At 27.2% G+C, this 25537-nt stretch carries 29 protein-coding genes; 9 read left to right on the top strand and 20 right to left on the bottom strand.

Annotated features, from left to right (window positions below):
• Positions 1–1023 (bottom strand): ketol-acid reductoisomerase, encoded by a 1023-nt coding sequence (gene ilvC / locus CPEL_RS05310; RefSeq protein ID WP_044598899.1) that lies wholly within the window; start codon positions 1021–1023, stop codon positions 1–3.
• A 108-nt stretch (positions 1024–1131) separates the two neighbouring features.
• Between ilvC and CPEL_RS05315 the strand changes: the two genes are divergently transcribed.
• The 6 genes from CPEL_RS05315 to CPEL_RS05340 all read left to right on the top strand — a co-directional run bounded on the left by CPEL_RS05315 (position 1132) and on the right by CPEL_RS05340 (position 5986).
• A complete protein-coding gene (locus CPEL_RS05315; RefSeq protein WP_044598900.1) occupies positions 1132–3072 on the top strand; it encodes a VacB/RNase II family 3'-5' exoribonuclease in 1941 nt (646 codons plus the stop codon).
• Positions 3065–4030 (top strand): DNA polymerase III subunit delta, encoded by a 966-nt coding sequence (gene holA / locus CPEL_RS05320; protein ID WP_044598901.1) that lies wholly within the window; start codon positions 3065–3067, stop codon positions 4028–4030. Before CPEL_RS05315 ends, holA begins: the two co-directional genes overlap by 8 nt.
• A 90-nt stretch (positions 4031–4120) precedes the next feature.
• On the top strand, positions 4121–4495 hold the full coding sequence (gene rpsF / locus CPEL_RS05325; RefSeq protein WP_044598902.1) for a 30S ribosomal protein S6: 375 nt from the start codon (positions 4121–4123) through the stop codon (positions 4493–4495).
• A 2-nt stretch (positions 4496–4497) separates the two neighbouring features.
• Positions 4498–5025 carry a single-stranded DNA-binding protein gene (locus CPEL_RS05330; RefSeq protein ID WP_044598903.1) on the top strand — a complete coding sequence of 176 codons (528 nt, stop codon included), beginning with the start codon at positions 4498–4500 and terminating at the stop codon, positions 5023–5025.
• A gap of 11 nt (positions 5026–5036) precedes the next feature.
• Complete coding sequence (gene rpsR / locus CPEL_RS05335; RefSeq protein ID WP_039665671.1) at positions 5037–5297, top strand: 30S ribosomal protein S18; 261 nt, start codon at positions 5037–5039, stop codon at positions 5295–5297.
• Between the two features lie 47 nt (positions 5298–5344).
• Positions 5345–5986 (top strand): MarC family protein, encoded by a 642-nt coding sequence (locus CPEL_RS05340; RefSeq protein ID WP_044598904.1) that lies wholly within the window; start codon positions 5345–5347, stop codon positions 5984–5986.
• Here the strand turns inward: CPEL_RS05340 and CPEL_RS05345 are convergent.
• From CPEL_RS05345 to fliW, 5 genes are read right to left on the bottom strand one after another with little or no spacing between them, the layout of a single operon-like run.
• Positions 5968–6390, bottom strand: coding sequence for a hypothetical protein (locus CPEL_RS05345; protein ID WP_044598905.1), 423 nt, complete (start codon positions 6388–6390; stop codon positions 5968–5970). The genes CPEL_RS05340 and CPEL_RS05345 overlap by 19 nt on opposite strands.
• A complete protein-coding gene (locus CPEL_RS05350) occupies positions 6387–7115 on the bottom strand; it encodes a prepilin-type N-terminal cleavage/methylation domain-containing protein (protein ID WP_044598906.1) in 729 nt (242 codons plus the stop codon). Before CPEL_RS05350 ends, CPEL_RS05345 begins: the two co-directional genes overlap by 4 nt.
• Positions 7099–7395: a hypothetical protein gene (locus tag CPEL_RS05355; protein ID WP_044598907.1), complete on the bottom strand. Its 297-nt coding sequence runs from the start codon at positions 7393–7395 to the stop codon at positions 7099–7101. Before CPEL_RS05355 ends, CPEL_RS05350 begins: the two co-directional genes overlap by 17 nt.
• The gene (locus CPEL_RS05360; protein WP_044598908.1) at positions 7392–8120 is read right to left on the bottom strand and encodes a pyrroline-5-carboxylate reductase; all 729 of its coding nucleotides are present in this window, start codon (positions 8118–8120) and stop codon (positions 7392–7394) included. The genes CPEL_RS05355 and CPEL_RS05360 overlap by 4 nt, the downstream gene beginning before the upstream one ends.
• Positions 8113–8517: a flagellar assembly protein FliW gene (gene fliW, locus CPEL_RS05365; RefSeq protein WP_044598909.1), complete on the bottom strand. Its 405-nt coding sequence runs from the start codon at positions 8515–8517 to the stop codon at positions 8113–8115. The genes CPEL_RS05360 and fliW overlap by 8 nt, the downstream gene beginning before the upstream one ends.
• Positions 8518–8702: 185 nt before the next feature.
• Between fliW and CPEL_RS05370 the strand changes: the two genes are divergently transcribed.
• Together CPEL_RS05370 and lon are read left to right on the top strand one after the other, a co-directional pair.
• Positions 8703–9359, top strand: a complete 657-nt coding sequence (locus CPEL_RS05370; RefSeq protein ID WP_044598910.1) for an outer membrane protein assembly factor BamD — start codon at positions 8703–8705, stop codon at positions 9357–9359.
• Complete coding sequence (gene lon / locus CPEL_RS05375) at positions 9359–11743, top strand: endopeptidase La (RefSeq protein ID WP_044598911.1); 2385 nt, start codon at positions 9359–9361, stop codon at positions 11741–11743. Before CPEL_RS05370 ends, lon begins: the two co-directional genes overlap by 1 nt.
• A gap of 15 nt (positions 11744–11758) precedes the next feature.
• Here the strand turns inward: lon and CPEL_RS09695 are convergent, their stop codons facing one another.
• The 10 genes from CPEL_RS09695 to CPEL_RS05425 form a co-directional block, all read right to left on the bottom strand.
• A complete protein-coding gene (locus tag CPEL_RS09695; protein ID WP_044598912.1) occupies positions 11759–13132 on the bottom strand; it encodes an MCP-domain energy taxis signal transduction protein in 1374 nt (457 codons plus the stop codon).
• Positions 13133–13143: 11 nt separating this feature from the next.
• Complete coding sequence (locus tag CPEL_RS05385) at positions 13144–13635, bottom strand: PAS domain-containing protein (RefSeq protein ID WP_044598913.1); 492 nt, start codon at positions 13633–13635, stop codon at positions 13144–13146.
• Positions 13636–13687: 52 nt separating this feature from the next.
• The gene (ilvA, locus tag CPEL_RS05390) at positions 13688–14899 is read right to left on the bottom strand and encodes a threonine ammonia-lyase (protein WP_044598914.1); all 1212 of its coding nucleotides are present in this window, start codon (positions 14897–14899) and stop codon (positions 13688–13690) included.
• Positions 14900–14903: 4 nt separating this feature from the next.
• The gene (locus tag CPEL_RS05395; protein ID WP_049984590.1) at positions 14904–15299 is read right to left on the bottom strand and encodes a CoA-binding protein; all 396 of its coding nucleotides are present in this window, start codon (positions 15297–15299) and stop codon (positions 14904–14906) included.
• Positions 15300–15335: 36 nt separating this feature from the next.
• The gene (locus tag CPEL_RS05400) at positions 15336–16511 is read right to left on the bottom strand and encodes an MFS transporter (RefSeq protein ID WP_044598916.1); all 1176 of its coding nucleotides are present in this window, start codon (positions 16509–16511) and stop codon (positions 15336–15338) included.
• A 13-nt stretch (positions 16512–16524) separates the two neighbouring features.
• Positions 16525–16752 carry a helix-turn-helix domain-containing protein gene (locus tag CPEL_RS09850; protein WP_044598917.1) on the bottom strand — a complete coding sequence of 76 codons (228 nt, stop codon included), beginning with the start codon at positions 16750–16752 and terminating at the stop codon, positions 16525–16527.
• 251 nt (positions 16753–17003) lie between these two features.
• On the bottom strand, positions 17004–18044 hold the full coding sequence (gene trmA / locus CPEL_RS05410; protein WP_044598918.1) for a tRNA (uridine(54)-C5)-methyltransferase TrmA: 1041 nt from the start codon (positions 18042–18044) through the stop codon (positions 17004–17006).
• Positions 18045–19757: a Na+/H+ antiporter NhaC family protein gene (locus tag CPEL_RS05415; RefSeq protein ID WP_044598919.1), complete on the bottom strand. Its 1713-nt coding sequence runs from the start codon at positions 19755–19757 to the stop codon at positions 18045–18047.
• Between the two features lie 15 nt (positions 19758–19772).
• The gene (locus CPEL_RS05420; protein ID WP_044598920.1) at positions 19773–20519 is read right to left on the bottom strand and encodes a short-chain dehydrogenase/reductase, subgroup 5; all 747 of its coding nucleotides are present in this window, start codon (positions 20517–20519) and stop codon (positions 19773–19775) included.
• Entirely contained in the window at positions 20516–21763 is a 1248-nt protein-coding gene (locus CPEL_RS05425; protein WP_044598921.1) for an ankyrin repeat domain-containing protein, read from the bottom strand. The genes CPEL_RS05420 and CPEL_RS05425 overlap by 4 nt, the downstream gene beginning before the upstream one ends.
• A 113-nt stretch (positions 21764–21876) precedes the next feature.
• Between CPEL_RS05425 and CPEL_RS05430 the strand changes: the two genes are divergently transcribed.
• Positions 21877–22329, top strand: a complete 453-nt coding sequence (locus CPEL_RS05430; RefSeq protein WP_044598922.1) for an O-6-alkylguanine-DNA/cysteine-protein-methyltransferase — start codon at positions 21877–21879, stop codon at positions 22327–22329.
• A 34-nt stretch (positions 22330–22363) separates the two neighbouring features.
• On the opposite strand, the gene truA is transcribed toward CPEL_RS05430, so the two are convergent.
• The 4 genes from truA to uppS are packed head-to-tail and all read right to left on the bottom strand — an operon-like array spanning position 22364 to position 25537.
• Positions 22364–23104 (bottom strand): tRNA pseudouridine(38-40) synthase TruA, encoded by a 741-nt coding sequence (truA, locus tag CPEL_RS05435; protein ID WP_044598923.1) that lies wholly within the window; start codon positions 23102–23104, stop codon positions 22364–22366.
• Positions 23104–24129 (bottom strand): LptF/LptG family permease, encoded by a 1026-nt coding sequence (locus CPEL_RS05440; RefSeq protein WP_044598924.1) that lies wholly within the window; start codon positions 24127–24129, stop codon positions 23104–23106. The genes truA and CPEL_RS05440 overlap by 1 nt, the downstream gene beginning before the upstream one ends.
• Complete coding sequence (locus CPEL_RS05445) at positions 24126–24872, bottom strand: prepilin peptidase (protein WP_044598925.1); 747 nt, start codon at positions 24870–24872, stop codon at positions 24126–24128. Before CPEL_RS05445 ends, CPEL_RS05440 begins: the two co-directional genes overlap by 4 nt.
• Entirely contained in the window at positions 24869–25537 is a 669-nt protein-coding gene (gene uppS, locus CPEL_RS05450; RefSeq protein WP_044598926.1) for a polyprenyl diphosphate synthase, read from the bottom strand. The genes CPEL_RS05445 and uppS overlap by 4 nt, the downstream gene beginning before the upstream one ends.

Here is a 25537-nt window from a genome sequence, read left to right on the forward strand (position 1 = left end):
TTAATTTTTTTCTTTATCTACTAATTTTTTAGCACTTATCCAAGGCATCATTGCACGCAATTTGCGCCCTGTTTGTTCTATCAAAGAATCATTCATCAATCTACGCTCTGCATGCATTCTTGCAAAATTTGCTCTTCTTTCTAAAATAAAGTCTTTAGCAAAGCTTCCATTTTGTATATCTTTTAAAACTTCTTTCATAGCCTTTTTAGTTTCTTCGTTTATAATTTTAGGCCCACTAATATAATCTCCATATTCAGCAGTATTAGAAACAGAATACCTCATATCAGCAATGCCTCCTTGGTAGATTAAATCCACAATCAACTTCATTTCATGTAAGCACTCAAAATACGCCATTTCAGGCTCATACCCTGCTTCAACTAAGGTTTGAAAACCCGCTTGAATTAAAGCACTTAATCCTCCACAAAGCACTGCTTGCTCGCCAAATAAATCTGTTTCAGTTTCAGCTTTAAAAGTCGTTTCTATAATACCTGTTCTACCCCCGCCTATAGCACAAGCATAACTTAAAGCTAAATTTTTTGCATTTTTACTCTCATCTTGATGGATAGCAATTAAGCAAGGCGTGCCTCCACCTATGCTAAATTCATGTCTTACAGTATGTCCTGGAGCCTTAGGTGCTATCATAATCACATCTATACCACTTGGTACAATGATTTGTCCATAATGGATATTAAATCCATGTGCAAATGCTAGAGTTTTACCTGTTTTTAATTCTGGTTTAATTTCTTCATTAAAAATTTCACTTTGAATTTCATCAGGAGCTAAAATCATAATCAAATCTGCTTCTTTAGTCGCTTCTTTTACGCTTTTTACCACAAAATTAGCATTTTGTGCTTTTGCCCAACTTTGCCCACCTTCTTTTAAACCTATGATAACTTCCACACCACTATCTCTTAAATTCATAGCATGAGCGTGTCCTTGAGAGCCAAAGCCTATAATGGCAACTTTTTTTGATTTTATTAAATTTACATCACAATCTTTATCATAATAAATACTTACAGCCATCTTTGCTCCTAATTTTTGAATTTTAAATCAAAGATTATAACTAAAAAATATAAATTTAAAGCTTTTGTGATAAAATTTAAGTTTTAATCAATCTTAAAAAAGAGCAAAATGAAAGAATTATTTAATCAACTAAGCTATGGTTTAAATGCTAATGAAATTACCAATAAAAACAAGCAAATCATTAGAGAATTATTAACTTGTGAGATTATTAAATTTTATAAAAATAAATACTATTTAAAAGATGGTTTTACTTTTGGAAAAATAGACATTTCTGCTAATGGAACAGGATTTTTACAAAGCTATGATATTGCTTTTAAAAGAGATTTGCTAATTGAAAATAAAAATTTAAAAGGGGCAAATTATGCTGATATAGTTGTAGCAAAATTACTCCCTCTTAAAAAAAAGCGTCCTAGTGCTAAGGTTGTTTTGATACTAAAACGAGCCCATGAAACCTCTTTAGTTGTAACTAAAAAATACGGCGAAGCTGTGCTTGGGGTTAATATACAAACTGGACTTGCATGTGCTTTAAAAGCCTCTCAAAAATCATTAAAAACTTTGCCTTTAGGGACTATTTTAAAAATAGAAAATCACAATAACAACATCACAGAAGTTATAGGGCATATTGATGATGATTTTGTTGATGAAAAAATTTCTTTAGCACTTTTTAACAAAAATGCAATTTTTGATAATTTATGTGAAAATGAAGCTAAAGCTTATGGAAATAGCGTAGATGCAAGTATGTATCCATCAAGAAAGGATCTTAGAAATTTAAATTTTTGCACCATAGATCCAGTTGATGCAAAAGATTTTGATGATGCTATTTATTATGATAAAAACGAACATGCTATTTATGTGGCTATAGCTGATGTGAGTGCTTATGTGCATGCATATAGCGCTATTGATAAAGAAGCAAGAGCTAGGGGTTTTTCTATTTATTTTCCTCATATTGCTATACCTATGCTTCCAAGGGCTTTAAGTGAAAATATTTGCTCTTTAAAACCCAATGAAGATCGCCTAGCCTTTTGTTTTAAAATAAGTTTAGATCAAAACAATGAAGTAATCAAAGAAGAGCTTTTTGAAGCTATTATTAATTCAAAACGCCGTTTTAATTATGATGAAGTTGATGAGTATTTAAAAACGCATCAAAATTTAAACAATATCAATTGGCTTTATGATGCTTTTAAAATCACACAAGCTTTACGCAAAAAGCGTTTAAAAAATGCATGCGAGTTTAAAACCCAAGAACTTAGAATGACTTTAGATGAAAATAACAAACTCATAAGCACAAGATTAGAAAGTGATACAGCTTCACATAATCTAATAGAAGATTGCATGCTTTTAGCCAATAAAGCAGCAGCAAAACTTATAGATATAGGAATTTTTAGAAACCATTTAAGTCCTGATTATAAAAAAATCAATCAATTACTAGCTGATCTTTCAACTCTTAGTATAGATATAACCCCTAAAAATAACGCTATAGAGCTTATTAAGGATATACAAGCTTTAGCAAATGAGTTAAATATAAGAGAAGAGGTTGATAAACTCATTATCAAAGCTCAAAAAAAAGCAGAATATGCTAGCGAAAATGCTGGACATTTTGGTTTGGGTTTTGATAAATACACTCATTTTACAAGCCCTATTAGAAGGTATTCAGATCTTATTTTACATAGACTTTTAAAGGCAAAAATCAATCAAGATGAGAAAATGTTTAATTATTTGCTTTTAAATATACAAAGTACTTGTGAGCAATTAAGTATTTTAGAAAGAGAGGCAGATAAAGTTGCTTGGGATTTTATGGATAGAAAATTTGCAAGATGGGCAAGTAAAAATTTAGGAAAAAAATTCAAGGCCTTGGTTGTGGAAAATCAAAATACTTTAGAAGTAAAATTAGATGATGAAATCAAAGGGGCTTTGGTTATCATCATAGGTTCAAGAGCAAATTTGTTAGAACGCGTAGAAGTTGAAATTTGCGAAGTAGATATTATAAATGCTAAAATTTTTGGAAAAATAACTAAGCATTTTAACTTAGAAAGAGAAAAAAATGTATAAAAATCAGCTTCAAAATCTACTCAAGCAAAATAATATTCCTAATTTTTTCTTACTTTATGGAGCGGATAATTTTCAAATAGAACTCTATGCCAAATTTATCAAAGATAAATTTACATTCGATGAAAGCTTGAAATTTTATTTTGAAGAATATGATTTTAAACAAGCATATGATTATTTATCTAGTGCTTCTTTGTTTAGCGAAAAAAAACTACTAGAAATCAAAACTCAAAAAAAAATTCCAAGTAAAGAACTTAAGCAACTTGTTGATTTATGTCAAAATTCACAAGATAATTATTTTTTACTTGAAATTTATGATGAAAGTTCCAAACAAAATGAAGCAGAAAAAATTTTTTCTAATAATTTTTGTAGATTCTACAAAGTAAATTCAGCTAAAGAAGGTATAGAATTACTAGCTTTAAAAGCTCAAGAATTAAACATAAAAATAACACAAAATGCTCTTTTTGCTTTATTTTATAATTTTAATGAAAATTTGTATTTAGCAGCTAATGAGTTAAATAAATTCAGTGGTTTAAATATCGATGAAAAAATAATACAAGATTATTGTTATAGTTTAAGTACTATTAGCTTTGAAAGCTTTTTTGATAATCTTATGCAAAAAAAAGACTTAAGAAATGATCTTGAAAAAATATTAGATAACTATAATGAAATTGCTATACTTAATTCCTTATATACTAGTTTTTTAAGGTTATTTAAAATAAGCTTACATGTAAAAACACATGGCAATTTAGAATTAAAAGAAATTTTAGGTTATACTCCTCCTGCTTATGTAGCACAAAATTTGCAAAAACAAGCGTTTATGATAAAAATCCCACAATATAAAAATATTTTTCTTACACTAGCACAATGTGAATATGAATTGAAAAAAAATTCTAAAATAGAAAAAAAAGAATTTTTAATCTCAACACTTTTGCAAATTAGCTCTATATTAAAAAGTTAAATTAAGCAAAGCTATGATAAAATAAAATTTGCATTTTTGCAAAATCCTTGCCTAAATTTTAGGCTTTATATCCACAAGGAGAAAAAATTAATGAAACATTATGAAGTTTTATTTATATTAAAACCAACACTTACCGAAGAAGAAGTGAGTGCTAAGTTGGAATTCATAAAAGAAGTCCTAACCAAAAATGGTGCGCAAATTGAAAGCATTGTTCCTATGGGGACAAGAAAACTTGCGTATAAAATCAAAAAATACGAAAGAGGAACTTATTTCGTGATTTATTTTAAAGCTCCAACAACTTTAATCGCAGAGCTTGAAAGGGTATTAAGAATCACAGAAGAAGTTATAAGATTTTTAATCGTAAAATATGAAAACAAAAAAGAAATTGCTGCTTGGGAAAAGCTAAGCAAAGGCATTAAACAAAATAAAAAAGAAATTAAAGCTAGCGAAAATACAGAAGGCTGAGAATGTTTAACAAAGTCGTTTTAGTAGGTAATCTTACTAGGGATATAGAAATGCGTTATGCACCATCAGGTAGTGCAATAGGAAGTTCTGCTATAGCTGTAACTAGAAAATTCAGCACTAATATGGGAGAAAAAAGAGAAGAAACCTGCTTTATCGATATCAGTTTTTTTGGAAGAACAGCAGAAATTGCTAACCAATACCTTGGAAAAGGAAGTAAAGTTTTAATTGAAGGTCGTTTAAGATTTGAGCAATGGAGTGATCAAAATGGACAAAATAGATCAAAACATAGTGTTCAAGTTGAAAATTTAGAAATGCTTGGTTCGGCTATGCAAAATAACCAACAAAATAACTTTGCTAGTCAAAACCATAATCAAAATTTCCACCAAGAACAAAGCTATGATCCTTACGCTGCTCAAGCACAAACTAGAGCAAATCCATCGCAAAATTCATATCATAACTCTCAAAAAGAAACACCTATGAAAGAAATTGATATAGACAAATACGATGATGATACAGAATTACCATTTTAAAGGAAAATAACATGGCAGAAAAAAGAAAATATTCACGCAAATATTGCAAATACACTGAAGCAAAAATTGACTTCATTGATTATAAAGATACAGCTTTATTAAAGCACGCTTTATCAGAAAGATTTAAAATAATGCCACGCCGTTTAACTGGCACTAGCAAAAAACATCAAGAAATGGTAGAAGTTGCTATAAAACGCGCTAGACATGTAGCACTTATACCTTATATAGTTGATAGAAAAGAAGTTGTTACTAATCCTTTTGAAGGACTATAATTAAATATTCTAAGCTTATTTCAAGCTTAGAATTTAAAAGGTTGATTATGTTTTCAGATATAGAATCTGAAATTTATATTATATTGCTTGCATCAATTACTATCCTTGCTGTATTAAATCCTTTTGGAAATCTTCCTCAATTTCTTGCAATGACAGAGGGATTAGATGCTGATAAAAGAAAAAAACTTTTTAGAAATATTATTTATACTGCTTTTTGCATTGTTTTAGTATTTTTACTTTTAGGCCCCTTTATCATGAAATATTTATTTAAAATAAATATCAATGATTTAAGAGTCGCTGGTGGTTTGATTTTAATTATAATGAGCACAAAAAATCTACTTTTTACTCCATCTAGTAGTCAATTTCAACACTATCAAGATTTAAATCACAAAGAACTTTTGAAAAAAAGTATAGTTCCTATGGCTTTTCCTATGTTAGTTGGACCTGGAACACTTTCGACTATAGTTGTTATCTCTGAAGATCAAAATTTGGGTATTGCCATTGCTTCTATTTTCTTAACTTTTACCTTTATCTTTGGACTTTTTCACTTTTCTGCAACCATTGAAAAAGTAATAGGCAAACTTGTTCTTTATGTATTCTCGCGTATTGCTTTGGTTTTTATCATGGCAATGGGAGTTAAAATGATGGCCATTGGAATTGAAGCTTATATTCAATCAAACTTAGGATAAATAAAAAAGCTTCTTTGTAAAAAAATTTCTTCATTAACACCTTTATTATCATTTATTAACACACTGGCATTAACAGCAACTATTGACATGGCATTATCATAATTTGCTTTAAATTTTGTATTTTTACATTCTCCTAATGGATATACAAAATCAAGTCTTATTTTTGAATTTGCATACTGAAAATAAATGGTTTCTATGCATTCTTTTTTCTCATTATAAGCTTGATATAAAAAGTATTTTGATAGCTCTTTGGAATTATGAAGCAAAATTTTAGCCTGAGTATAAAATGCAAAGTCTTTGATAATTCTTAGAGGATAAGATGAGAGTTTGATAATAAAAAAACACAAAAAAGATATAAATAAAATAAAAAATATAGTATAAAACATTATAAAAGATTTTTTCATAGATGTATCCACTTACTTAGGCATTCATTGAGTGCATTTTCGCAGATTTTTATTTTTAATAAATTATTTTCTCTATCAAGTTCAAATTTAGAAATATTTTGCATAAATAAAAATTCTTTTGTATCGCCATGCAAATTATCTATTTGCATAAAAATTTTTTCATTATTAAAATATATTTTTATATACGCATATAAGATATTATAAAAACCACTAAAATTATCACCATAAAAATTAATATTTTCATTATTTTCTACAAAAATTTTATGTATTTTTTGTTCTTTTAAATTATAAACAAACATAAAATCACTAGGATATATTTTTTGTTTTCTTATACTATGTATATCTTTATAATTAGCAAAAATACCTTTTAAAACAGCATTTTCAATAATATAAAAATTACTTTTTGGGCTAAAAAAACTTTTATTATCTTCTAAAATAACCCCGCTAAAATTCATCCTATTTAAAGAATTATCATAAAATATATCATTACTAGCACTTACATAACACTCAAAAGAATGGCTATTATATTTAAACTCAATACAATCTTGCTGGATTTTTTCAATTTTTAATAAAATTTGATTTAAGTCAAAAAACACTTCATTGGTTTTTTTTACTTGAAAAACTTTATCATATAATTGTATAGAAGGATTACTCAAAATAGCTATTATAATAGAAAAAATTAAAATACTTAAAACAAGTTCTAATAAACTAAAAGCTTTTTTCATCTAAATAAGCTTTTTGATATGATAAATCTTTGGGTGTTAAAGATTTAAGATTAAATTTTTTAGTACTTAGCTCAAAAAAATAATGATTGTTAATCATAACCTCCTTTTTTTGAACCATACTGCTTTGTTTCAATAATTCTTTTTCTTCATCAAAAAGTTTTTGATTATAGTATATACTATCTAATGAAGGATTTAAAAAAATCAAATAATAAAAACTAAAAACAAAACCTAAAACAACAATACAAAATGCAAGCTCTAGGAGACTAAAAGCTTGCTTCATTTACCTAAACTTGCCTCAAAAGCTTCAAAAAATGCACCACGCAAAGCTTTCTTTTCTAAAGCTTCTACTCCTTTTATGGTAACTCCTGCTGGAGAACAAATTTTCTCTTTTATGATAGCAGGATGCTCGTGGTTTAATAAAGCACTAAAACTTTCAAAAGTAGATCTAGTTAACTGATAACTCAAATCATTTTTTAATCCATTTTTTAATCCAGCATTTGAAAGAGCTTCTGCAACCAAAGATAAAAAAGCAGGTGCACAACCACTTAAAACCATAGCTACATTAAATTCTTTTTCATTTTGTAGTAAAAATGATTTCCCAAAAGTATTTAACACCGATATAACTTCATCTTTATATAAATCATTCTCTATTAAATAACCAGTCGTAGAAGCTTTAAATTCAGCAGCAATATTTGGCATTATTTTTATATAATTTTGTGATTTAATACAATAAAGTTGCTCAAAAGTAGTATTAGCCAAAACCGAAATAAGCCATCTTGCTTTACCTTTTAGCAAATTAGCAACTTCATCTAAAGCATAAGGTTTAAAAGCCAAAAGAATATTTTTGCCTTCCAAATCAAAATTATCATAAGATATTATTTTGGCATTAATATTTGTAACTTTCTTTGGATTTCTAGCTACAACAATAATTTCATAACTATCTTCAAGTCCTTTAGCTATAGCACTTGCCATAGCACCATTTCCTAAAATATAAATTTTATTCATTAGTTTTTGATGATTTTATAAAAGTAGAAATTTTTTCGGACTGAAAATAATTTGGATACTTTGTGGTATCTAAAATCACTTGCACTAAAGAATTATTATCATAATTCATCACAACAGGAGCTAAAAAATTCACAGTAGATTCTTCTAATGGTTCATTTACAGCAACTATAACAAAAACACCAAAATTAGTTTTTTCGTTTAATGCTAATAATTCTTGATAATAATCAGGAACCTCAAAATCATAATCTGGACGAATCATGTAAGGATCAATCATCACAAAAGAAAAATCTTTTCCATCAAGACTTTTTAATCTGTAAAATACTTCATCAATCTTGTAAAAATTCATATTTTTGGTTTCTTCAAAACCCAAAATAGGACATTTAACTTCTAAGTTCATTGTGCCTCCTAAAATCTATTGACTAAGAAATTACAACATTATAAGCAAAATTAGTTCCAAAAATAAAAACGCTTATTTTATAAATTATAATTCTAGTTTTTTAAAATTAACAAAATCATAAACTAAAAATACTATAATTATACTTTTAAATAAAAATTATGTAAATTTATATCAAGGTAAAATCAATGAAAAAATTTTCTTTTTTTTGTATTATCATTACAAGTTTATTTTTAGCAGCTTGTAGTTCTAAAAAAACTGAGGATTTATACAATCTTAGTGCTATGCAATGGTATGAACAAATCATTAAAGACTTGCAAGAAAAAAATTTAGAATCTGCAGACAAACACTACACTTCAATGGCTGCTGAGCATATAGCTGATCCTTTATTGGAACAAACTTTACTTATTTTAGCACAAGCTCATATCGTAGAAGAAGAATATGAAATGGCTAATTTTTATTTAGATGAATATCTAAATAAATTTGGTGATTCTCAGAATATAGCCTATATAAGATATTTAAAAATAAAAGCTAAATTTGACTCTTTTGCTGTTCCAAATCGCAATCAAGCTTTGATGCTAAAAACCATACAAGAAATTAACGAATATAACAAATCTTATCCAAATACTCAATATAAAGATTTAATTGACACCATGCTTACTAAATTTAATCTTGCTGTTTTTTATTTAGACTCAAGCATAGCAGAACTTTATAACAAACTAGACAAAAAAGAAAGTTATGAAATTTACAAAAATAAATTAGAAAATTCTGATTTTAATAAAATAGACATGATAAAACCTGAACTTCCTTGGTATAGAAAAATATTTGAAGAAGGTATAATGTAATGAAAATTGAAAATATTCAAAATTATCCAGCAAAACTTCCTGTTATAGTAGAAGATGAGTTGTTTTTATATCCATTTATGATTACACCTATTTTTTTAAATGATGCACAAAATATACAAGCTTTAGATGAAGCAATCCAAAATGAAAGCATGATTTTTGTAGCTCCTTCTAAGATAGAAGGAGGAAGAAGTTTTGATGATATTTATGATTGTGGTGTTATTGGAAATATCATGAGAAAAGTTCCACTTCCTGATGGTAGAATAAAGATTTTATTTCAAGGTTATGCTAAAGCAAAAATTATAGAACAAGTTTCAAATAATCCATTATATGCTTTAGTAGACTTAATCCATCAAGAACCAATATGCAGCACAAAAAAAGAAGCTATTATGGAAGTTTTAAGAGAAAAAGCAAAAGCCTTATCAATGGTAAGTCATTATTTTCCACCTGATCTTTTAAGAACTATAGAAGAAGATGTTGAACCTAGTAGAATTTGTGATTTGATTTTAAATTCTATTAAAATCAAAAAACACCAAGCTTATGAATTTTTTATAGAAACAAATTTAGAAACAAAACTTTTAAATTTAATAGATCATTTAGCCAAAGAAATAGAAGCTAATAAAATTCAAAAAGAAATTAAAAACAAAGTCCATTCCAAAATAGATAAAGTTAATAAAGAATATTTTCTTAAAGAGCAACTAAAACAAATTCAAAGAGAATTAGGAAGCGATATACAAAAAGAAAGTGAAGTTGAAGAATACAATAAAAAATTAGAAAAGAAAAAAGCTTTTATGTATGAAGAAGCTTATAAAGAAATCAAAAAGCAAATTCAAAAATATGAAAGAATTCATCAAGATAATTCAGAAGCTTCTATGGTTCAAACCTATATAGAAACAGTATTAGATATACCTTTTGAACACTCATCAAAGAAAAAATTAAATTTAACAGATGTTTCCAAACAATTAAATCAAGATCATTATGCTTTAGAAAAACCAAAAGAGCGTATAGAAGAATATTTCGCAGTAAAAGAGCTTTTAGAAAAACGCAAAATAAAAGATAGAGATGGAGCTAAAGTTATTTTATGCCTAGTTGGTCCTCCAGGGGTTGGAAAAACCTCTTTAGCAAATTCTGTTGCAAAAGCATTAAAAAGAGAATTAGTTCGTATTGCCTTGGGTGGCTTAGAAGATGTAAATGAACTAAGAGGCCATAGAAGAACTTATATAGGTGCTATGCCTGGGCGTATAATACAGGGTTTAATAGAAGCAAAACAAAGTAATCCTGTAGTGGTTTTAGATGAGATTGATAAATTAAGTCATAATCACAGGGGCGATCCTAGTGCAGTATTGCTTGAAATTTTAGATCCTGAACAAAATACAAAATTTAGAGATTATTATTTAAATTTCAACATTGATTTAAGTAAAATCATTTTTATAGCAACAGCAAATGATGCAAGTTTAATTCCTGCTCCATTAAAAGATAGAATGGAATTTATAGAATTAAGCTCATACACTCCTCAAGAAAAATTTCAAATTGCCAAAGAATATCTTATACCAGATGAAATCAAAAAACATGGTTTGAAAAAAGAGGAGATTATTTTTGAAAAAAATGCCATTGAGCTTATAGTAAATGAATATACTAGAGAATCAGGAGTGAGAAATCTAAGAAGAAAAATTGCTGAAATTTGTAGAAAATGCGTTAAAAAAATACTTCTAGAAAAAGAAACAAAAGGCATTAAAATCAATGCTAAAAATTTAAAAGATTTCTTAAGTAAAAAAGTTTTTGAAATTCAAAAGCATGAAAAAGATAATAAAATTGGACAAGTCAATGGTTTAGCTTGGACTGCAGTAGGTGGAGATGTTTTAAAAATAGAAGCTATTAAAATCAAAGGCAAAGGCGAATTAACACTCACTGGAAGTCTAGGTGATGTGATGAAAGAATCAGCTAAAATTTCTCATAGTCTTATAAAAAATTTAATCGATCAAAATATTATCAAATCTCCAAAAGAACTTATTTATAACAAAGATGAAAATATTTATAATTTGTATAATTTACACATCCATGTTCCTGATGGGGCTACACCAAAAGATGGACCAAGTGCGGGTATAACTATAAGCACAGCTATTGCATCTATTTTTAGCAACAAAAAAGTAAAATCTGATGTTGCTATGACTGGAGAAATTGATTTAATGGGTAATGTTTTACCAATAGGTGGCTTAAAAGAAAAACTTATAGCCGCATATAAAGCTGAAATTAAAACAGCTATAATTCCACTTAAAAATTACGAAAGAGATTTGCAAGACATACCTCAAGAGGTAATAAAAAATATGAAAATTATTGGAGTTAAAAATTTAGAAGAGGTGTTAAAAATAGCTCTTGTAGAAAAATAAGGCTAGAAGCTTTCTTTAAGCTTCTAACTTGTCCATTATTATTTTACTTTCTTTTTCAAGATCTTGTATATCACAAACTATAGTGTCATAAATTTCTTTATCTATAATTTCATTTTTAGAAAGCTCTACTGCTTTATTTGCCTTTTTTTGTATCAATTCACGCTTGCTGTCTAATTCTAGTGGTGAAACTAAAGCACAAAAAATACTTTGTGCATCTTCATCTTTACACAAGGTAGAAATTGGATCTAAATTTTGCAATTTATCTTTTGAACCATTAAGGGTTAAATAAACATCAGATTTATATAAAATATGATCAATCTTCATAGCACAAAGGGTTAAATTTGATGCAAAACCTACAAATTCTCTACCTAAATATAAACTTTTTTCTTCTAACTCTTTAAAAGCTTTGCTAAAATCTAAAATTTTATGATCAGATGAATTAGCGATATTATAAACTTTTTCACTATTTTCTTGAATAGAACCTATTTCTTGATTCATCACTTGTATTGCTAAAGTAATCTCTCCTGTTGCTTTTTGAGTTTTTTCAGCAAGCTGTCTAACCTCATCAGCAACTACAGCAAAACCTCTCCCATGCTCACCTGCTCTTGCTGCCTCTATAGCCGCATTTAAGGCTAAAAGATTAGTCTGATCGGCAATATCTCTTATCACCGCAACTATAGAATTAATATTTTGAGAGTTAGAAACAAATGTATTAATCACTCCTTTACTCTCTTCAGCAACTTGCATCATCATATCTACTGAATTTTTAAGATCATCAACTTCTTGGCCATTTTTTTGTGCTGTATCTGAAATAACATTTATATCGCCAAACACTTCTCTCATTAGTTTAATATTGTTATTTAAAGCTAGAGATACATTGATTAAATTTTGGTTTTGATTGTTTAAACTTAAATCCATCATTTTTCTTGATAATGCATTTTTAAATACAGATTTTCCAGTTTTTTCTATATCATCTAAAGCTTTGTTGATAAATTTAATATTATGAACAAAAATACCCTTTAATCCTTCAGGAATAGCTCTTCTATAATATTCTCCTTTTTGCGAACAAGCAATTGAGGTATTAATTTCTCTTAAATAAGCCTCTAAGCCATCTATGGTATTGTTAAGATTATCTGCAATTTTCTTTAATTTATTATTATTACATCTAATATAAACAATGCGTCCATCAAAATTTCCATTTTTTAACTCTTTGCTTAATTTTAATATCTTATCTATAAAATGCTCATTAGTTTTATCACAATACATACAAACAATAAAAACAAGTAGTATTAATACGAAAAATAAAGCTGAAAAGAATTCTTGAAAATATATAGCATTAATTATTGCTATTGCATTTAAAATTATCCCGATATAAAACATTTTTTTCATTTTCTACTCCATTATTTTTGAAGTTCTAAAATTAATTGATTATAACTCATGCCATATGAGTTTACTATTTTCATTAATTCTTCTACACCTGCTTTTATTCCACCTTTTTTCTCAGCATCTAAAAGAATTTTATAAACTTTTTCTATAGTTGCTATAGCTTCTTTTTTAGGTTTTCGTCTTACAGAGTAATAATTAATTATATTTCCTTGCTCATCAAAAGAAGCGGTTACATTAGTAAAAACCCAATAATAATCATTTTGTTTAGTTTTATTTTTTACAAAAGCAAAAATTTCATTTCCATTTTGTATATAATCCCACAAGCATTTAAAAACGGTTCTTGGCATATCAGGATGTCTAACAATACTATGTGGTTTATATAAAATTTCATTCATTTTATAACCAGCGTATTTTAAAAAATCATCATTTGCATAAATGATATCACCTTTTAAATCTGTCTTAGAGGTAATTAATGTATCTGGCTCTAAAATTTTCTCTTGTGACATTTTACTCCTTATTTTAATAAATATTTATTTTTTGTTTATTATATTTGATTTTTTATAAAATTTCATTAAAATTAAAGCCCTTTTCAAAAAGAGTTTTTCTAACAAGCTCTTGATGTTCTCTTCCTTTAGTTTCTAAAGTGATAGAAATCATTGCATCGCCGTATTCAAGCTTAGTAGAGAACCTATCATAATCAATCTTAACTATATTAGCTTTAGCTTCTTTGATCGCATCACTTAAAGCACTCAATGCTCCAGGTTTATCAATCAATGTTACATTAATAAGCATTTTTCTAAAAGATTTAAACAAACCTTTTTCTATAATGATATTTAACATTTGTACATCGATATTTCCACCGCTTAAAACCACACCGATCTTTTTATATCCATCCAAAGGAATTTTTTTATGCAACAAAGCAGCCACACAAGAAGCACCTGCTCCCTCTACTATCATTTTATGTTTTTCAAGTAAATACAAAACCGCATTAGCTATTTCTTCATCATCGACTTGAATAAATTCATCAACACACTCAAGAATAATGTCAAAATTAATTTTATTAGCATCCCTTACAGCTATACCATCTGCTATGGTTCTAACTGATTTTGAATTAATAATACTTTTATTGTGAAAACTTTCATACATAGCAGGAGCACCTTTTGCGCTTACTCCTATAATTTTAATATTTGGATTTATTTGTTTTGCAGCACTTGCAATACCACTGATTAACCCACCTCCACCTACTGGAGCTAAAATCATATCTAAATCACTTACTTCATCTAGCATTTCAAGCATCAAAGTCCCTTGTCCTGCCATAATGTTTTCATTTTCAAACGGATGAATAAAATTTAAATTATTTTCTTTAGCATACTCTATAGCATAAGCATAGGCTTCATCAAAATTATCTCCTTTTAAAATAACTTTAGCACCTAAATTTTTAGTTGCACTCACTTTTAATAATGGAGTAGCTTCAGGCATAACTATCACAGCTTTAATGCCAAATTTTTTAGCACTAATTGCCACTCCTTGTGCGTGATTACCAGCACTTGCTGCTATAACACCTGCTTGTCTTTGTTCCTTGGTTAAATTAGCTATACAATTATATGCACCCCTAATTTTATACGCACCTGTTTTTTGCAAATTTTCGCATTTTAAAAATACATCAGTCTGTAAAAAATCACTTAAAAAAGAAGAATGCACAAAAGGGGTTTTTAAAACAAAATCCGCTATTTTTTGTTTTGCTTGATAAATTTTATTTAACTCTATCATAATTTTATACCTTTTTTTGTAGTTCTATTTTAATACAACGATCTTGAACGCAATTTATACCATATTTTTGACATTTTTGCATTATTTCATCATTTATAATACCAAGTTGCATCCAAAAATTTTTAACATTTTTAAACAAAAGCTCTTCAAAAAGTTCATTTGCATAACTTGATTTTCTAAACATCACAACCGTATCAATCAAAAATGGAATTTCTTTTAAACTTCTAAATACCTTTTCATTTAAAATAATTTCTTCCTTGGGATAAATCGGATAAATTTTAAAACCACAATCTTGCAAGTATTTGCTAACAAAATATGATGCTTTTTCTTTATTAGGACTAAGGCCTACAATGGCAATATATCTCATGGAATTTAAAATTTTACTAATATCTTGCACCATTTTCCTTAATTTTGGGATTTTATATTGTATCTAAAATCAATTAAAAGAATGTTTTTTGAAAATTAACAAATAATACAAACACAAAGCAAATAAAACTACCATAGCACACAAAGCATATACATAAGAAAATCCAATAATTGGTTCTATAGTTCCTAACAAATAAGGACTAATTCCTATACCAAAATCTAACGCTACAAAGAAAGTAGAATTAGCTAAACCAATTTTATCTTTAGGAGCTATTTTAATAGCAAGTGCTTGAGCACTTGAAGTAGCATTTGCATAGCCAAGAGCACAAAATACACCAGCAATTAATATCATATAAAAATTATACGCAAAAGCTAACAACAATAAACATAAAACAAAACTAAATAATGATAAAAACATTATTATATGCGCTCCATATTTATCAAATATAACTCCAGCAAAGGGTCTAAAAATCATCGAAAAACTAGCATATACAACAAAAAACATAGAGCCAGCAAAACTTAAATTTAAACTTTGAGTATAAGCACTCATATAAGCTACTATAGCACCAAAAGGACAAGCAATTAAAAAACTTATTATGGCCAGATTTAAAACAGATTTTTCAAAATAATTATAAATACTAAATTTTTTATACCTTGTAGAATTTTTTTTAAACCTTCTAACTCTAAGTAAAAAAGATAAAAACAATGCAAAAACAACACTAACACTAGCTATTAAAAAACTTAACCAAAACTGATTGATAGAGTCAAGTTTTATTGCCAAAAAAGGGCCTAGTGCTGAAGTTAAAACAACACTGATTGCATAATAACCTATACCTACACCTCTTTTATTACTAGGAATAATCCTTGCAACAGCAGCACCGCAAGCACAAGAGCAAATTCCATAACATACACCGGCTAAAAAACGAATCAAAATTAACACATAAACATTATAAAAATCAAGATACATTAAATTTATAAAAAAATACGCCAAAAGAGAAAAAATGATAATTTTTTTTATATCAATACCATCAATAATCGAACCAATATAAAGTCTTGACAATAAAGCACCAACAACAAATGCACCCATTATAATACCTGCAGTACTAGTTTGAAGATTTAACACACTTAAAGCATAATCAGTACTAGAAATAGTACTCATATAAAAAACAAGACATATAATAAAATTTATACCAAAAAGACAAAAAAAGTTTATATTAAATAAATTATATTTTTTGCTAAGACCCATAATAATCCTTATTTTAAATTTTTTCATTGATATAATCAAGTAATTTCAAAAGCTTATCTTGATCATCTTGTTTTAATATATCCAAAATTTCCTTTTCATATTGCCTTATACGAACATTTGCATCAAAATAAATTTCTTTACCTCTTGGACTTAAAGTAATGATTTTTTCTCTTTTATCTTCAGCTTGTAAAAATTCTATATAAGCTTGCTTTTTTAGCTTTGATACTATTCTAGAAAGCATTGCTTTATCCATATTATAAAATTCACATATTGGAGCTAAGGTGCTATATTGACAATGACTTAAATATACAAAAACTCTCCAATCGCTTGACTTTAAATCAAAAGGTTCTAATATTTCATTAATTTTATGAAGTATTTTTCTATTAAGATAAGTAATTTTTTGAAAAAAAATGAGAAATCCTTTAATATAAATTAATTGATTAAATCAACTATATTTATAGTAGCAAGACTTTTATAAATTTATGCTTTATTTTAATTTTTCTTTTTTAAATACACACCACACTCAAGATGAGAAGTATTAGCAAATTGATCAAAAAAAGCAAAATTTAAAATTTCATGTGTTTTACACAAAAGCTCTAAATTGTTTTTTAAGGTAATTGGATTGCATGAAATATAGATGATATTTTCGTATTTTTTTATAAGTTCTATCACACTTATATCAAGCCCTGCCCTTGGAGGATCAACTAAAACATGAGATATTTTAAAGCTATCTAAATCTATACCCTTTAAACGATTAAATATTCTTTCTTTTTTTAAAGCTTGACTTAATTCTTCGCTAGAAAGCCTTGTAAAAGTTATATTTTTAATAGAATTTAAAACACAATTTTTTAAAGCAAATTCTATATTTTTTTTAGAAATTTCAGTGGCTAAAACTTTTTTAAAATTTCTTGCTAAAGCTATGGTAAAATTTCCATAACCACAATAAAGCTCTAAAAAATCTTGTTTAAAATCACTCCCAATGCAAGATACAACCCATTCTATCATCTTTTCATTGATAAAAGTATTAGGCTGAATAAAACAATCATTATTAAACTCATATAAAAATTCATTTGTATTTATTTTCAAAGCTTGTCTTAAATTTTCCCCATTAAATACAAATTTTTTACCCCTGCTCCTTGCTATGAGTTTAATGTTTAATTTTTCTGCTAATTCTTGTAAATCTTGTGTAATTAGCTCTATATTTTTATGATAAAGCAAAGTCACACTTAAATCCAACTTTGTAGCCAAAAACTCCACCCCAAAAAGCTTATGTTTTAAATTTTCATTTAGATTATTTAATAAAATAGGCATAAATTCTTGGATTTTTATATCTGCTATATCAAATTTTACAATAGGAATTTTTTTCTTATTTTCAAACATTGCATAAGAAATTTCTCCATTTTCATGATGATATATAGAAAATTCTGCTCTAGTTCTATAAGCTTTTAAAGGTGAGTTAAAACACTGAATTTCTCCATCATATAAAGAAGAAAACAATGCTTTATTTAAAGTAATCTTTTCTTCAAAATGCATTTATGCATCTACCTTTTTACCAACAACAAAAAGTAAGGCTATCATAGCTATAACCCCAAAAACAAGTCCAAGCCATACATTAAGCCCTAATGCAACTGGCAAATACCCACAAAGTATGCTAATAGCACAAACACTTAAAGCATATGGCATTTGTGTGCTAACATGAGCTAAAAGATCACACTTGCTTCCCATAGAAGAAAGTATAGTTGTATCAGAAATTGGCGAGCAATGATCTCCAAAAATAGCCCCTGTTAAAACACCTGATATGTTTATAATCATATATTGATGCAACTCTACTCCGTTTAATTCATTATGAACCCCAACAGCCATAGCCAAAGGAATAGCCAAAGGCATTAAAATACCCATAGTTCCATAGCTAGTTCCCGTTGAAAAAGAAATAATAGAAGCAAAAATAAAAATTGCTGTAGGAAGTAAATAAATAGGTGTTTTATCTGAAAATAAATCAATTAAATATTTAGAAGTCCCTAAATCTTTAATCACAGAAGCAAGCGACCATGCACAAAGCAAAATAATCACGGTCATAATCATAGTTCTCCAACCATGAGTCCAAACTGCAATCGCCTCTTTTAAAGTAAATATTTTTCTATACATTCCTAAAATAATAGCCACTATGGTAGCTAAAAGTGCAGCCTGAAACAATACAACAGAAGCATCTGCTGCTCCAAAAGTTTCTCTAAAAGCAAATAAACTAAACGGTGCTGCATCAATTTGTGCTTTAATACTCACATCTTCTAGGGCATTATAGCCACTAAAATAAAAACCTATAAAAGAAAAAGCTATTAAAACACCCAAAGGTATAATAGCATTAGAAGCTTGTAATTTTACATGCTCTTTTGGTTCTAAAACTTTATCTTCTATATTATCAATTTGTTCATGCCCGTGAGAAAATTTTCCAGCTCTAGCTCTAAGCTCAGCCTTTAACATAGGTCCAAATTCTCTACCTGTATAAATAGTCAAAACAACAAAGATTAACATAAAAAGATTATAAAATCTATAAGGTAAGGTTTGAACAAAAATTTCAAAAGCATTGATTTCTTCTTTTACTATACCCAAATGCACAAAGGTTGCATCATCGATTAAATCATAACCGCTACGAATAAGTGAAATTTCAAGCCCTATCCAAGTAGATATTATAGCAAGTCCTGTAATAGGTGCAGCTGTTGCATCCATTATAAAAGCTAATTTTTCACGGCTAACTTTAAATTTATCAGTCACTGGACGCATAATAGGCCCTACGATTAATGAATTAGCATAATCATCAAAGAAAATAAAAATCCCCATACACCAAGTAGCAAATTGTGAGCTTTTTGCCTGTTTAGCTTTAGTAGAAAGCCAAAGAGCTACTGCTTTTGTTCCTCCAGTTTTTGTAATGAGAGCTACAACCCCACCTATAGTTAAAACTTGCAATAAAATTCCTGCATTACCTGGGCTTGCCATAGCATTTACTACTTTAGCAATAAAACCCGTAAAGGAAGCTATAATAGCATGGTAAATACTATTTTCAATAAGTCCTAGCATAAAAGTTCCACTTAATGCACCGATAAACAAAGAAAGCACCACATCTTTAGTAATAAAAGCTAAGATAATAGCTATTACAGGTGGTAAAAGAGTCCATACTCCAAAAAGCTCTGCATTAGTTTGTGCATCAGCAAACAAAAATAATGGAGCTAATAATAAATAAACAATTCTCATATTTTTCCTTAAGTTTTATATTTTTTCGCTAAAAGTTCCAGCCCAAGTCTGAGTAACAGGCATAAGTTCTATTTCATTGATATTAATATGCTCAGGCAAGCTAATAATAAAAGTAATAATTTTTGCAATATCTTCAGCCTTGATATATTTAGTATTTTCATACACTTCATCAGCTTTTTTTATATCACCTTTAAATCTAACTTCACTAAATTCAGTCTTGCAAAGTCCTGGGGCAATATTGGTTACTTTTATATTACTTCCGCGTAAATCTGTTCTTAAAGCTTTAGAAAATTGCGCTATAAAAGCTTTAGTTCCACAATACACATTTCCTCCATAATAAGGAACATTTGCCGCAATTGAACCAAGGTTAATCACATGGGCATTTTTTGCTTTTCTTAGTAAAGGCAATGTAGCTCTTGCTACATATAAAAAGCCTTTAATATTTGTATCTACCATAGTTTCTATATCTTCAATATCTAAAAAATCAAATTTTTCCAAACCTAAAGCAAGTCCTGCATTATTTACAAGTAAAGAAATATTTTTATATTCCTTTGGTAAATTTTCAATCGCTGTAAAAACTGCTTGTTTATCTCTAATATCAAGCACAAGTGGATAAATTTTATCTCCATAAGTTTCTTGTAATTTATCCAATCTTTCTTTACGCCTTGCTATAGCTATAACTTTATAATCAAGCTTTACTAATGCCTTTAAAGTTTCTAAACCAAAACCTGAACTAGCACCACTAATTAAAGCAATTTTCATGGTTCGATCTCTCCATAAAACATCAAATTTTCATTCTCTTTTAATCCTAAACTTTTAAGATATTTAATATTTTCTTCCTTTTTAGCCAAAATAGCAAAATCAAGTGCATTAAAGCCTAAATCATCAACTTCTTTAATATCAGCTTTATGCTCCAACAATAGTTTTAACATTTTCACATCTGCAAAATTAGCAGCATGCATAAAAATGTTTTTAGAAGTATGTTCTAATGCACATAAAGTAATATAATAAGGTGCATTAGAACCTATACTTGCTATAGATAATTTTTCATTATCGTTGATGTATTTTTGATTAACATTGGCATTATTTTCTATCAAAAGCTTAGCAACTGCATAATTGTTATATTCAACAGCATAAAATAATGGAGTTTTACCAAAGGAATTTTTATAATCTACCATAGCACCATTTTCTAATAAAACTTTTACATTATCATAGCTATCTAATGCATAAAATAAAGAAGATTCATAACCTTCGTTTATTTTTACACCAAGTTTTATAAACTCAAGTATAATTTGACTTTCTCTATTATTTAACAAAGCAGACTTAAAACCATTATTTAATTCTAAATTGCTAATTTTTTTAGAATAAATATATTCTTGAATTTGTTCTAAAGAATTATTTGGGTTAGCTACAAATTTTTCAAAATTAGAAATATCTTTAAAAATTTTAGTTTCCCCTACAGCCCAATTTAAAAATTCATTCAAAGCATTACTAGCATAATAAATCGCACTTGCTTTGTCTAAATTAAAATTAGTTTGAAAATATATTGTTAGAGGGTTAATGGCATTGTTATATTCTTTCCAAAATTCTTTAAAAAGTTTAAAATTACCTATACTTTGATAAGCCCAAAATCTAAAATATGATTTTAATTTAGCAAATTTTTTTTCAAGAACTATAGGATCTTGTAAATCCTTTTGATAACTTTGTGGGTTAAGAGCTATTTTTAATAGTTTAAAATCAAATTTTCTTAAATCACTAAAATATTCTCCACCCATACAAGCACTATTGCTACCTCTAATTTCATTTGCAAGCATATACAATTTTTGGGTGATTTTATTATTTTTTAAAGAACTTTCACAATTTAAGTCAACTTGTGCAAAATCTTGCATATTTTGTGGTTTAAATTCTTGAAAAAATGTTGTCTTATTTTCTTTTACATAATCACAACTAAAATCTAAAGCTAAAACATTTAAACATAAAAATAAACTAAAAAATATAATTTTCAACTATTTTTCCTTTAATTGTAAAATAAATCACTATTTTAACTAAATTTTTGCTTTAATAACAATTAATTAATCTAAAATTCATACAATAGTTAGTTTTATCATAAAGGATAAAAATGTATCAAACTTTTTATAAAAGCAATTTTGCCTATATCATTTTACAAAGCAATGCCAAAGAGCTTATTAGCGTTGATTTTTGCTCTTTTAAACCTAAATTTCAAAAACAAAAATGTATGATTTTAGAACAAGCTAAAGAAGAATTAGATCTTTATTTTTCTAATAAATTGACTAAATTTGAAATACCTTTGTTAATACAAGGAAGTTTTTTTGAAAAAAAAGTTTATCAAACTTTACTAGACATTCCATATGGACAAACTAAAACTTATCAAGAAATTGCTTCATATATCAATCACCCAAAAGCTTATAGAGCAGTAGGAAATGCAAATGCTAAAAACAAACTTGCCATTTTCATACCTTGCCATAGAGTTGTAGCTAAAAACCATTTAGGTGGATATACCGGTGGTTTGGATATTAAAAATTTTTTACTTCAACTTGAAGGTGCAATTTAGTTTTTAATCATTTTAACTTAAGCAAACAATTTTTTTAAAAATGTTTATTTTTATAGTATGAAATTTTACTCAAATACAAACCACTAGCCGGTGCTAATAATCTACAATAAGCTTTTTTAGTATTAATTTGCTCCAAAAGTTCTTTTTCACTCATTTTTTTTTCAAGAATTTTTAAAATACTTGCCATCATCATTCTAATTTGCGATCTTAAAAAACCATTTGCTTCAAAATAAAATATAGTATAGTTTTTATACCTATACACTCTACTTTTATAAATAAATCTTATAGTAGTTTTATTGTCTGATCCTTCTTTTTGAAAAAATTTAAAATCATGCTCTCCTTCAAATAAACTAGCTATTTTTTTAGCAATTTTCAAATCAATTTTTGGATAAAAATGCACATAAGAAGCTAAAAAAGGATTATATTTTTCATGGCTTATAATATAACGATATGCTCTTTTTGTAACATCAAAACGCACCTGAAAACCTTCTTGAACTTCTTGTATATATTTAATGTGGATAAATGGATGAGCAAAGTGATTGATTTTGTTTTTTAAATACATAAAATCTTTAAAATGATTACCTGCTTTTACACAAGCAACTGCATTAAATGCATGAACTCCTTTATCCGTTCTTGAAGCAAATAAAAGTTTTTCATAAATTCCTAAATGAGATAAAGCTTTTGCCAAAGCATCTTGAACACTTAATTTATGCGGTTGTGTAGCTGAACCCTGAAATTTAGAACCATCATAAGAAAATACTAATTTCAAAAGCATTAGTATTTACTTGCTATTTTTTTATTAAAATACACCATAGAAGCTATAAAAAAGCTTGAAAAAATCAATCCAATAGCAATAAATGGTGGTTTATAAAAGCTAATTAAAAGACTAAAATAAGCAAAAATAATCACAAAAATTCCAAAATAAGCAAAACCTTTTTCATAACGATAAGTCACAATACCAAAAGAAAGAGCAAACAAAACACTAGCTAAAGGAAATAAAGCTATTAAAACATAAATTACAAATTCTTTAGCTTTGTCTTTATTTGTATTAATATCAAACCAGTACTTATAAAAACTTTGAGTATCAAGATTTTTAGAAGATATTTTACTTTTAATCAATAAATTTTTAAAACTTGAAATATGCCAATTATCTTCTTTAATTTCATATGCCCTACCCTCATCAAGTTTAAAAGTAATAATGCCATCATTTGTTTCTAGTCTTCCTTGTGTAGCTAAAATAACTTGTTCTTTATCTTGTTCATTTTTTTTTGGATGATACATTATAATATTTTTATAATTTTCATTTACATCTTTTGAATCAATAAAAACAAGCCAATCTCCATATCTTTGGCCAAATTCTCCTGTTTTTATATTCACTTTTGTGCTAATTTTTTTATAATCAACAAAATTGTCAAAAAGCTCAAAAGAAATAGGTATAAAAACCAAAACCACCACAAGCATAAAAGCACTTATTAAAGCTGCAATTTTCATAAAAAATTTTGCAATAACACTGGGTGCAACACTCAAAGCAAATAAAACTATACTTTCATTTTCTCTTGAAAGTCTATAAAATGCTAAAGTTAATGCGATAAAAAAAGAAATAGGTAAGGTAAAAGCTAAAGTTTTTGGCAAAAGAAAAATATATAATTTTATAAGTTCAAAAAATGAAATTTCAATATAAGCAGTAATTTTAGCAAGTTGAATAAAAAACACAATAGAAACAATAATAAATAAAGTAAAAAATAAAGATAACATTGTGCTTAAAAACTGATTAAGTAAATACTTATAAACTAATTTCATATCATACTTTCTATGCTTAAATTAACTAAAATACCACATAATAAAAAAGGAATCATAGGCATTTGATAATCTTTTTTTGCTATTTTCAAAAATAATAAAAAACTTAAAAAACAAGCAACAAATAAAATAAAAAAACCTTTTTCATAGCCAAAAATTCCAAAAATCAAGGCTATTATTATAACATCACCTTCCCCTAAACTTTCTAAATTTTCGTCTCTTTTTTTAAAATTTTTAAAAAAATTTATCAAACTTTTAAGCAAAAAAATCATTCCTGCGCCAAAACATGCTTTAAATAAAAAAGTTTCTTCAAAATACATTATTTTCCAATTGCCATTTATAAAATCAAAAACAATAGCTAAAATAAATAGCAACCAAAGCCAAATTTCACTGACTGCTTTTAAATAATAATCCATCCAAGAAAGTATTAAAAATATTGCTAACATACATGCAAAAATCAACGCAACAAAAATATTTTCAAAAGATAAAAAAGAATATACAAACAAAAATGCACAAAATAACTCATTAAAAGGGTATATAAATGAAATTTTTTCATTACAAAAAGCACATTTTCCTTTTAAAAATATGAAAGAAATTAATGGAATAAGATGATAAAATTTTAAAGTTTTGCCACATTTAAAGCATTGTGATCTTGGTTTTACAATGCTTTGGTTTTTTATAGTTCTTAAAATCACCACATTAACAAAAGAACCAATGCAAAGTCCTAATATAATAAAAAATATCATTTACCAAAAGTTCTTTTACGCTTTTTGTATTCTGCTATAATGTTTGAAAACTCCTTTTTTGTCAATGCAGGAAATAAAGTCTGGCTAAAATGAATTTCTGCATAGCTTGATTGCCAAAGTAAAAAATTAGATATACGCTTTGCACTTCCTACTCTTAAAAATAAATCAACATCTTCACTTAAATCTAAATTAGCTTGTATATTTGCTTCGTTTATTTCAAGATTTTTTTCAATCACTTTTTTAACTGCTCTAACAATTTCATCTTTAGCACCATAAGAAATTGCTAAATTGACGCATAATTTTGTATATTTTTTTGTCTTTTCTTGAAAATTTTGTATTTTTTTATAAATTTTATCATCTAAAAGACTTAAATTTCCTATAGCTTTAAAACGCACTTCATTAGCTATAAATTTATCCAAAGATTCTTCAAGATATTTATCTAATAATCTAAAAAGAAAATCCACTTCCTCTTTTGGTCTTTGCCAATTTTCTGTACTAAAAGCATAAAGTGTTAGATTTTGAATTTTTTCTTCTATACAAATTTCAATAATTTTTTCAACTACCTTAGCACCTTGACTATAACCAATTTTTTCTAAAAGTCCATTTTTTTTAGCCCACCTTCTATTGCCATCCATTACTATAGCAAGATGTCTTAACTCATTCAT

The sequence above is a fragment of the Campylobacter peloridis LMG 23910 genome, assembly GCF_000816785.1.
Lineage (GTDB): Bacteria > Campylobacterota > Campylobacteria > Campylobacterales > Campylobacteraceae > Campylobacter_D > Campylobacter_D peloridis.

What these genes read in the sequence shown, in the direction of transcription:
- ilvC (WP_044598899.1), bottom strand. Translation starts at nt 1,023, where the DNA reads ATGGCTGTAAGTATTTATTATGATAAAGATTGTGATGTAAATTTAATA.
- CPEL_RS05315 (WP_044598900.1), top strand. Translation starts at nt 1,132, where the DNA reads ATGAAAGAATTATTTAATCAACTAAGCTATGGTTTAAATGCTAATGAA.
- holA (WP_044598901.1), top strand. Translation starts at nt 3,065, where the DNA reads ATGTATAAAAATCAGCTTCAAAATCTACTCAAGCAAAATAATATTCCT.
- rpsF (WP_044598902.1), top strand. Translation starts at nt 4,121, where the DNA reads ATGAAACATTATGAAGTTTTATTTATATTAAAACCAACACTTACCGAA.
- CPEL_RS05330 (WP_044598903.1), top strand. Translation starts at nt 4,498, where the DNA reads ATGTTTAACAAAGTCGTTTTAGTAGGTAATCTTACTAGGGATATAGAA.
- rpsR (WP_039665671.1), top strand. Translation starts at nt 5,037, where the DNA reads ATGGCAGAAAAAAGAAAATATTCACGCAAATATTGCAAATACACTGAA.
- CPEL_RS05340 (WP_044598904.1), top strand. Translation starts at nt 5,345, where the DNA reads ATGTTTTCAGATATAGAATCTGAAATTTATATTATATTGCTTGCATCA.
- CPEL_RS05345 (WP_044598905.1), bottom strand. Translation starts at nt 6,390, where the DNA reads ATGAAAAAATCTTTTATAATGTTTTATACTATATTTTTTATTTTATTT.
- CPEL_RS05350 (WP_044598906.1), bottom strand. Translation starts at nt 7,115, where the DNA reads ATGAAAAAAGCTTTTAGTTTATTAGAACTTGTTTTAAGTATTTTAATT.
- CPEL_RS05355 (WP_044598907.1), bottom strand. Translation starts at nt 7,395, where the DNA reads ATGAAGCAAGCTTTTAGTCTCCTAGAGCTTGCATTTTGTATTGTTGTT.
- CPEL_RS05360 (WP_044598908.1), bottom strand. Translation starts at nt 8,120, where the DNA reads ATGAATAAAATTTATATTTTAGGAAATGGTGCTATGGCAAGTGCTATA.
- fliW (WP_044598909.1), bottom strand. Translation starts at nt 8,517, where the DNA reads ATGAACTTAGAAGTTAAATGTCCTATTTTGGGTTTTGAAGAAACCAAA.
- CPEL_RS05370 (WP_044598910.1), top strand. Translation starts at nt 8,703, where the DNA reads ATGAAAAAATTTTCTTTTTTTTGTATTATCATTACAAGTTTATTTTTA.
- lon (WP_044598911.1), top strand. Translation starts at nt 9,359, where the DNA reads ATGAAAATTGAAAATATTCAAAATTATCCAGCAAAACTTCCTGTTATA.
- CPEL_RS09695 (WP_044598912.1), bottom strand. Translation starts at nt 13,132, where the DNA reads ATGAAAAAAATGTTTTATATCGGGATAATTTTAAATGCAATAGCAATA.
- CPEL_RS05385 (WP_044598913.1), bottom strand. Translation starts at nt 13,635, where the DNA reads ATGTCACAAGAGAAAATTTTAGAGCCAGATACATTAATTACCTCTAAG.
- ilvA (WP_044598914.1), bottom strand. Translation starts at nt 14,899, where the DNA reads ATGATAGAGTTAAATAAAATTTATCAAGCAAAACAAAAAATAGCGGAT.
- CPEL_RS05395 (WP_049984590.1), bottom strand. Translation starts at nt 15,299, where the DNA reads ATGGTGCAAGATATTAGTAAAATTTTAAATTCCATGAGATATATTGCC.
- CPEL_RS05400 (WP_044598916.1), bottom strand. Translation starts at nt 16,511, where the DNA reads ATGGGTCTTAGCAAAAAATATAATTTATTTAATATAAACTTTTTTTGT.
- CPEL_RS09850 (WP_044598917.1), bottom strand. Translation starts at nt 16,752, where the DNA reads ATGCTTTCTAGAATAGTATCAAAGCTAAAAAAGCAAGCTTATATAGAA.
- trmA (WP_044598918.1), bottom strand. Translation starts at nt 18,044, where the DNA reads ATGCATTTTGAAGAAAAGATTACTTTAAATAAAGCATTGTTTTCTTCT.
- CPEL_RS05415 (WP_044598919.1), bottom strand. Translation starts at nt 19,757, where the DNA reads ATGAGAATTGTTTATTTATTATTAGCTCCATTATTTTTGTTTGCTGAT.
- CPEL_RS05420 (WP_044598920.1), bottom strand. Translation starts at nt 20,519, where the DNA reads ATGAAAATTGCTTTAATTAGTGGTGCTAGTTCAGGTTTTGGTTTAGAA.
- CPEL_RS05430 (WP_044598922.1), top strand. Translation starts at nt 21,877, where the DNA reads ATGTATCAAACTTTTTATAAAAGCAATTTTGCCTATATCATTTTACAA.
- truA (WP_044598923.1), bottom strand. Translation starts at nt 23,104, where the DNA reads ATGCTTTTGAAATTAGTATTTTCTTATGATGGTTCTAAATTTCAGGGT.
- CPEL_RS05440 (WP_044598924.1), bottom strand. Translation starts at nt 24,129, where the DNA reads ATGAAATTAGTTTATAAGTATTTACTTAATCAGTTTTTAAGCACAATG.
- CPEL_RS05445 (WP_044598925.1), bottom strand. Translation starts at nt 24,872, where the DNA reads ATGATATTTTTTATTATATTAGGACTTTGCATTGGTTCTTTTGTTAAT.
- uppS (WP_044598926.1), bottom strand. Translation starts at nt 25,537, where the DNA reads ATGAATGAGTTAAGACATCTTGCTATAGTAATGGATGGCAATAGAAGG.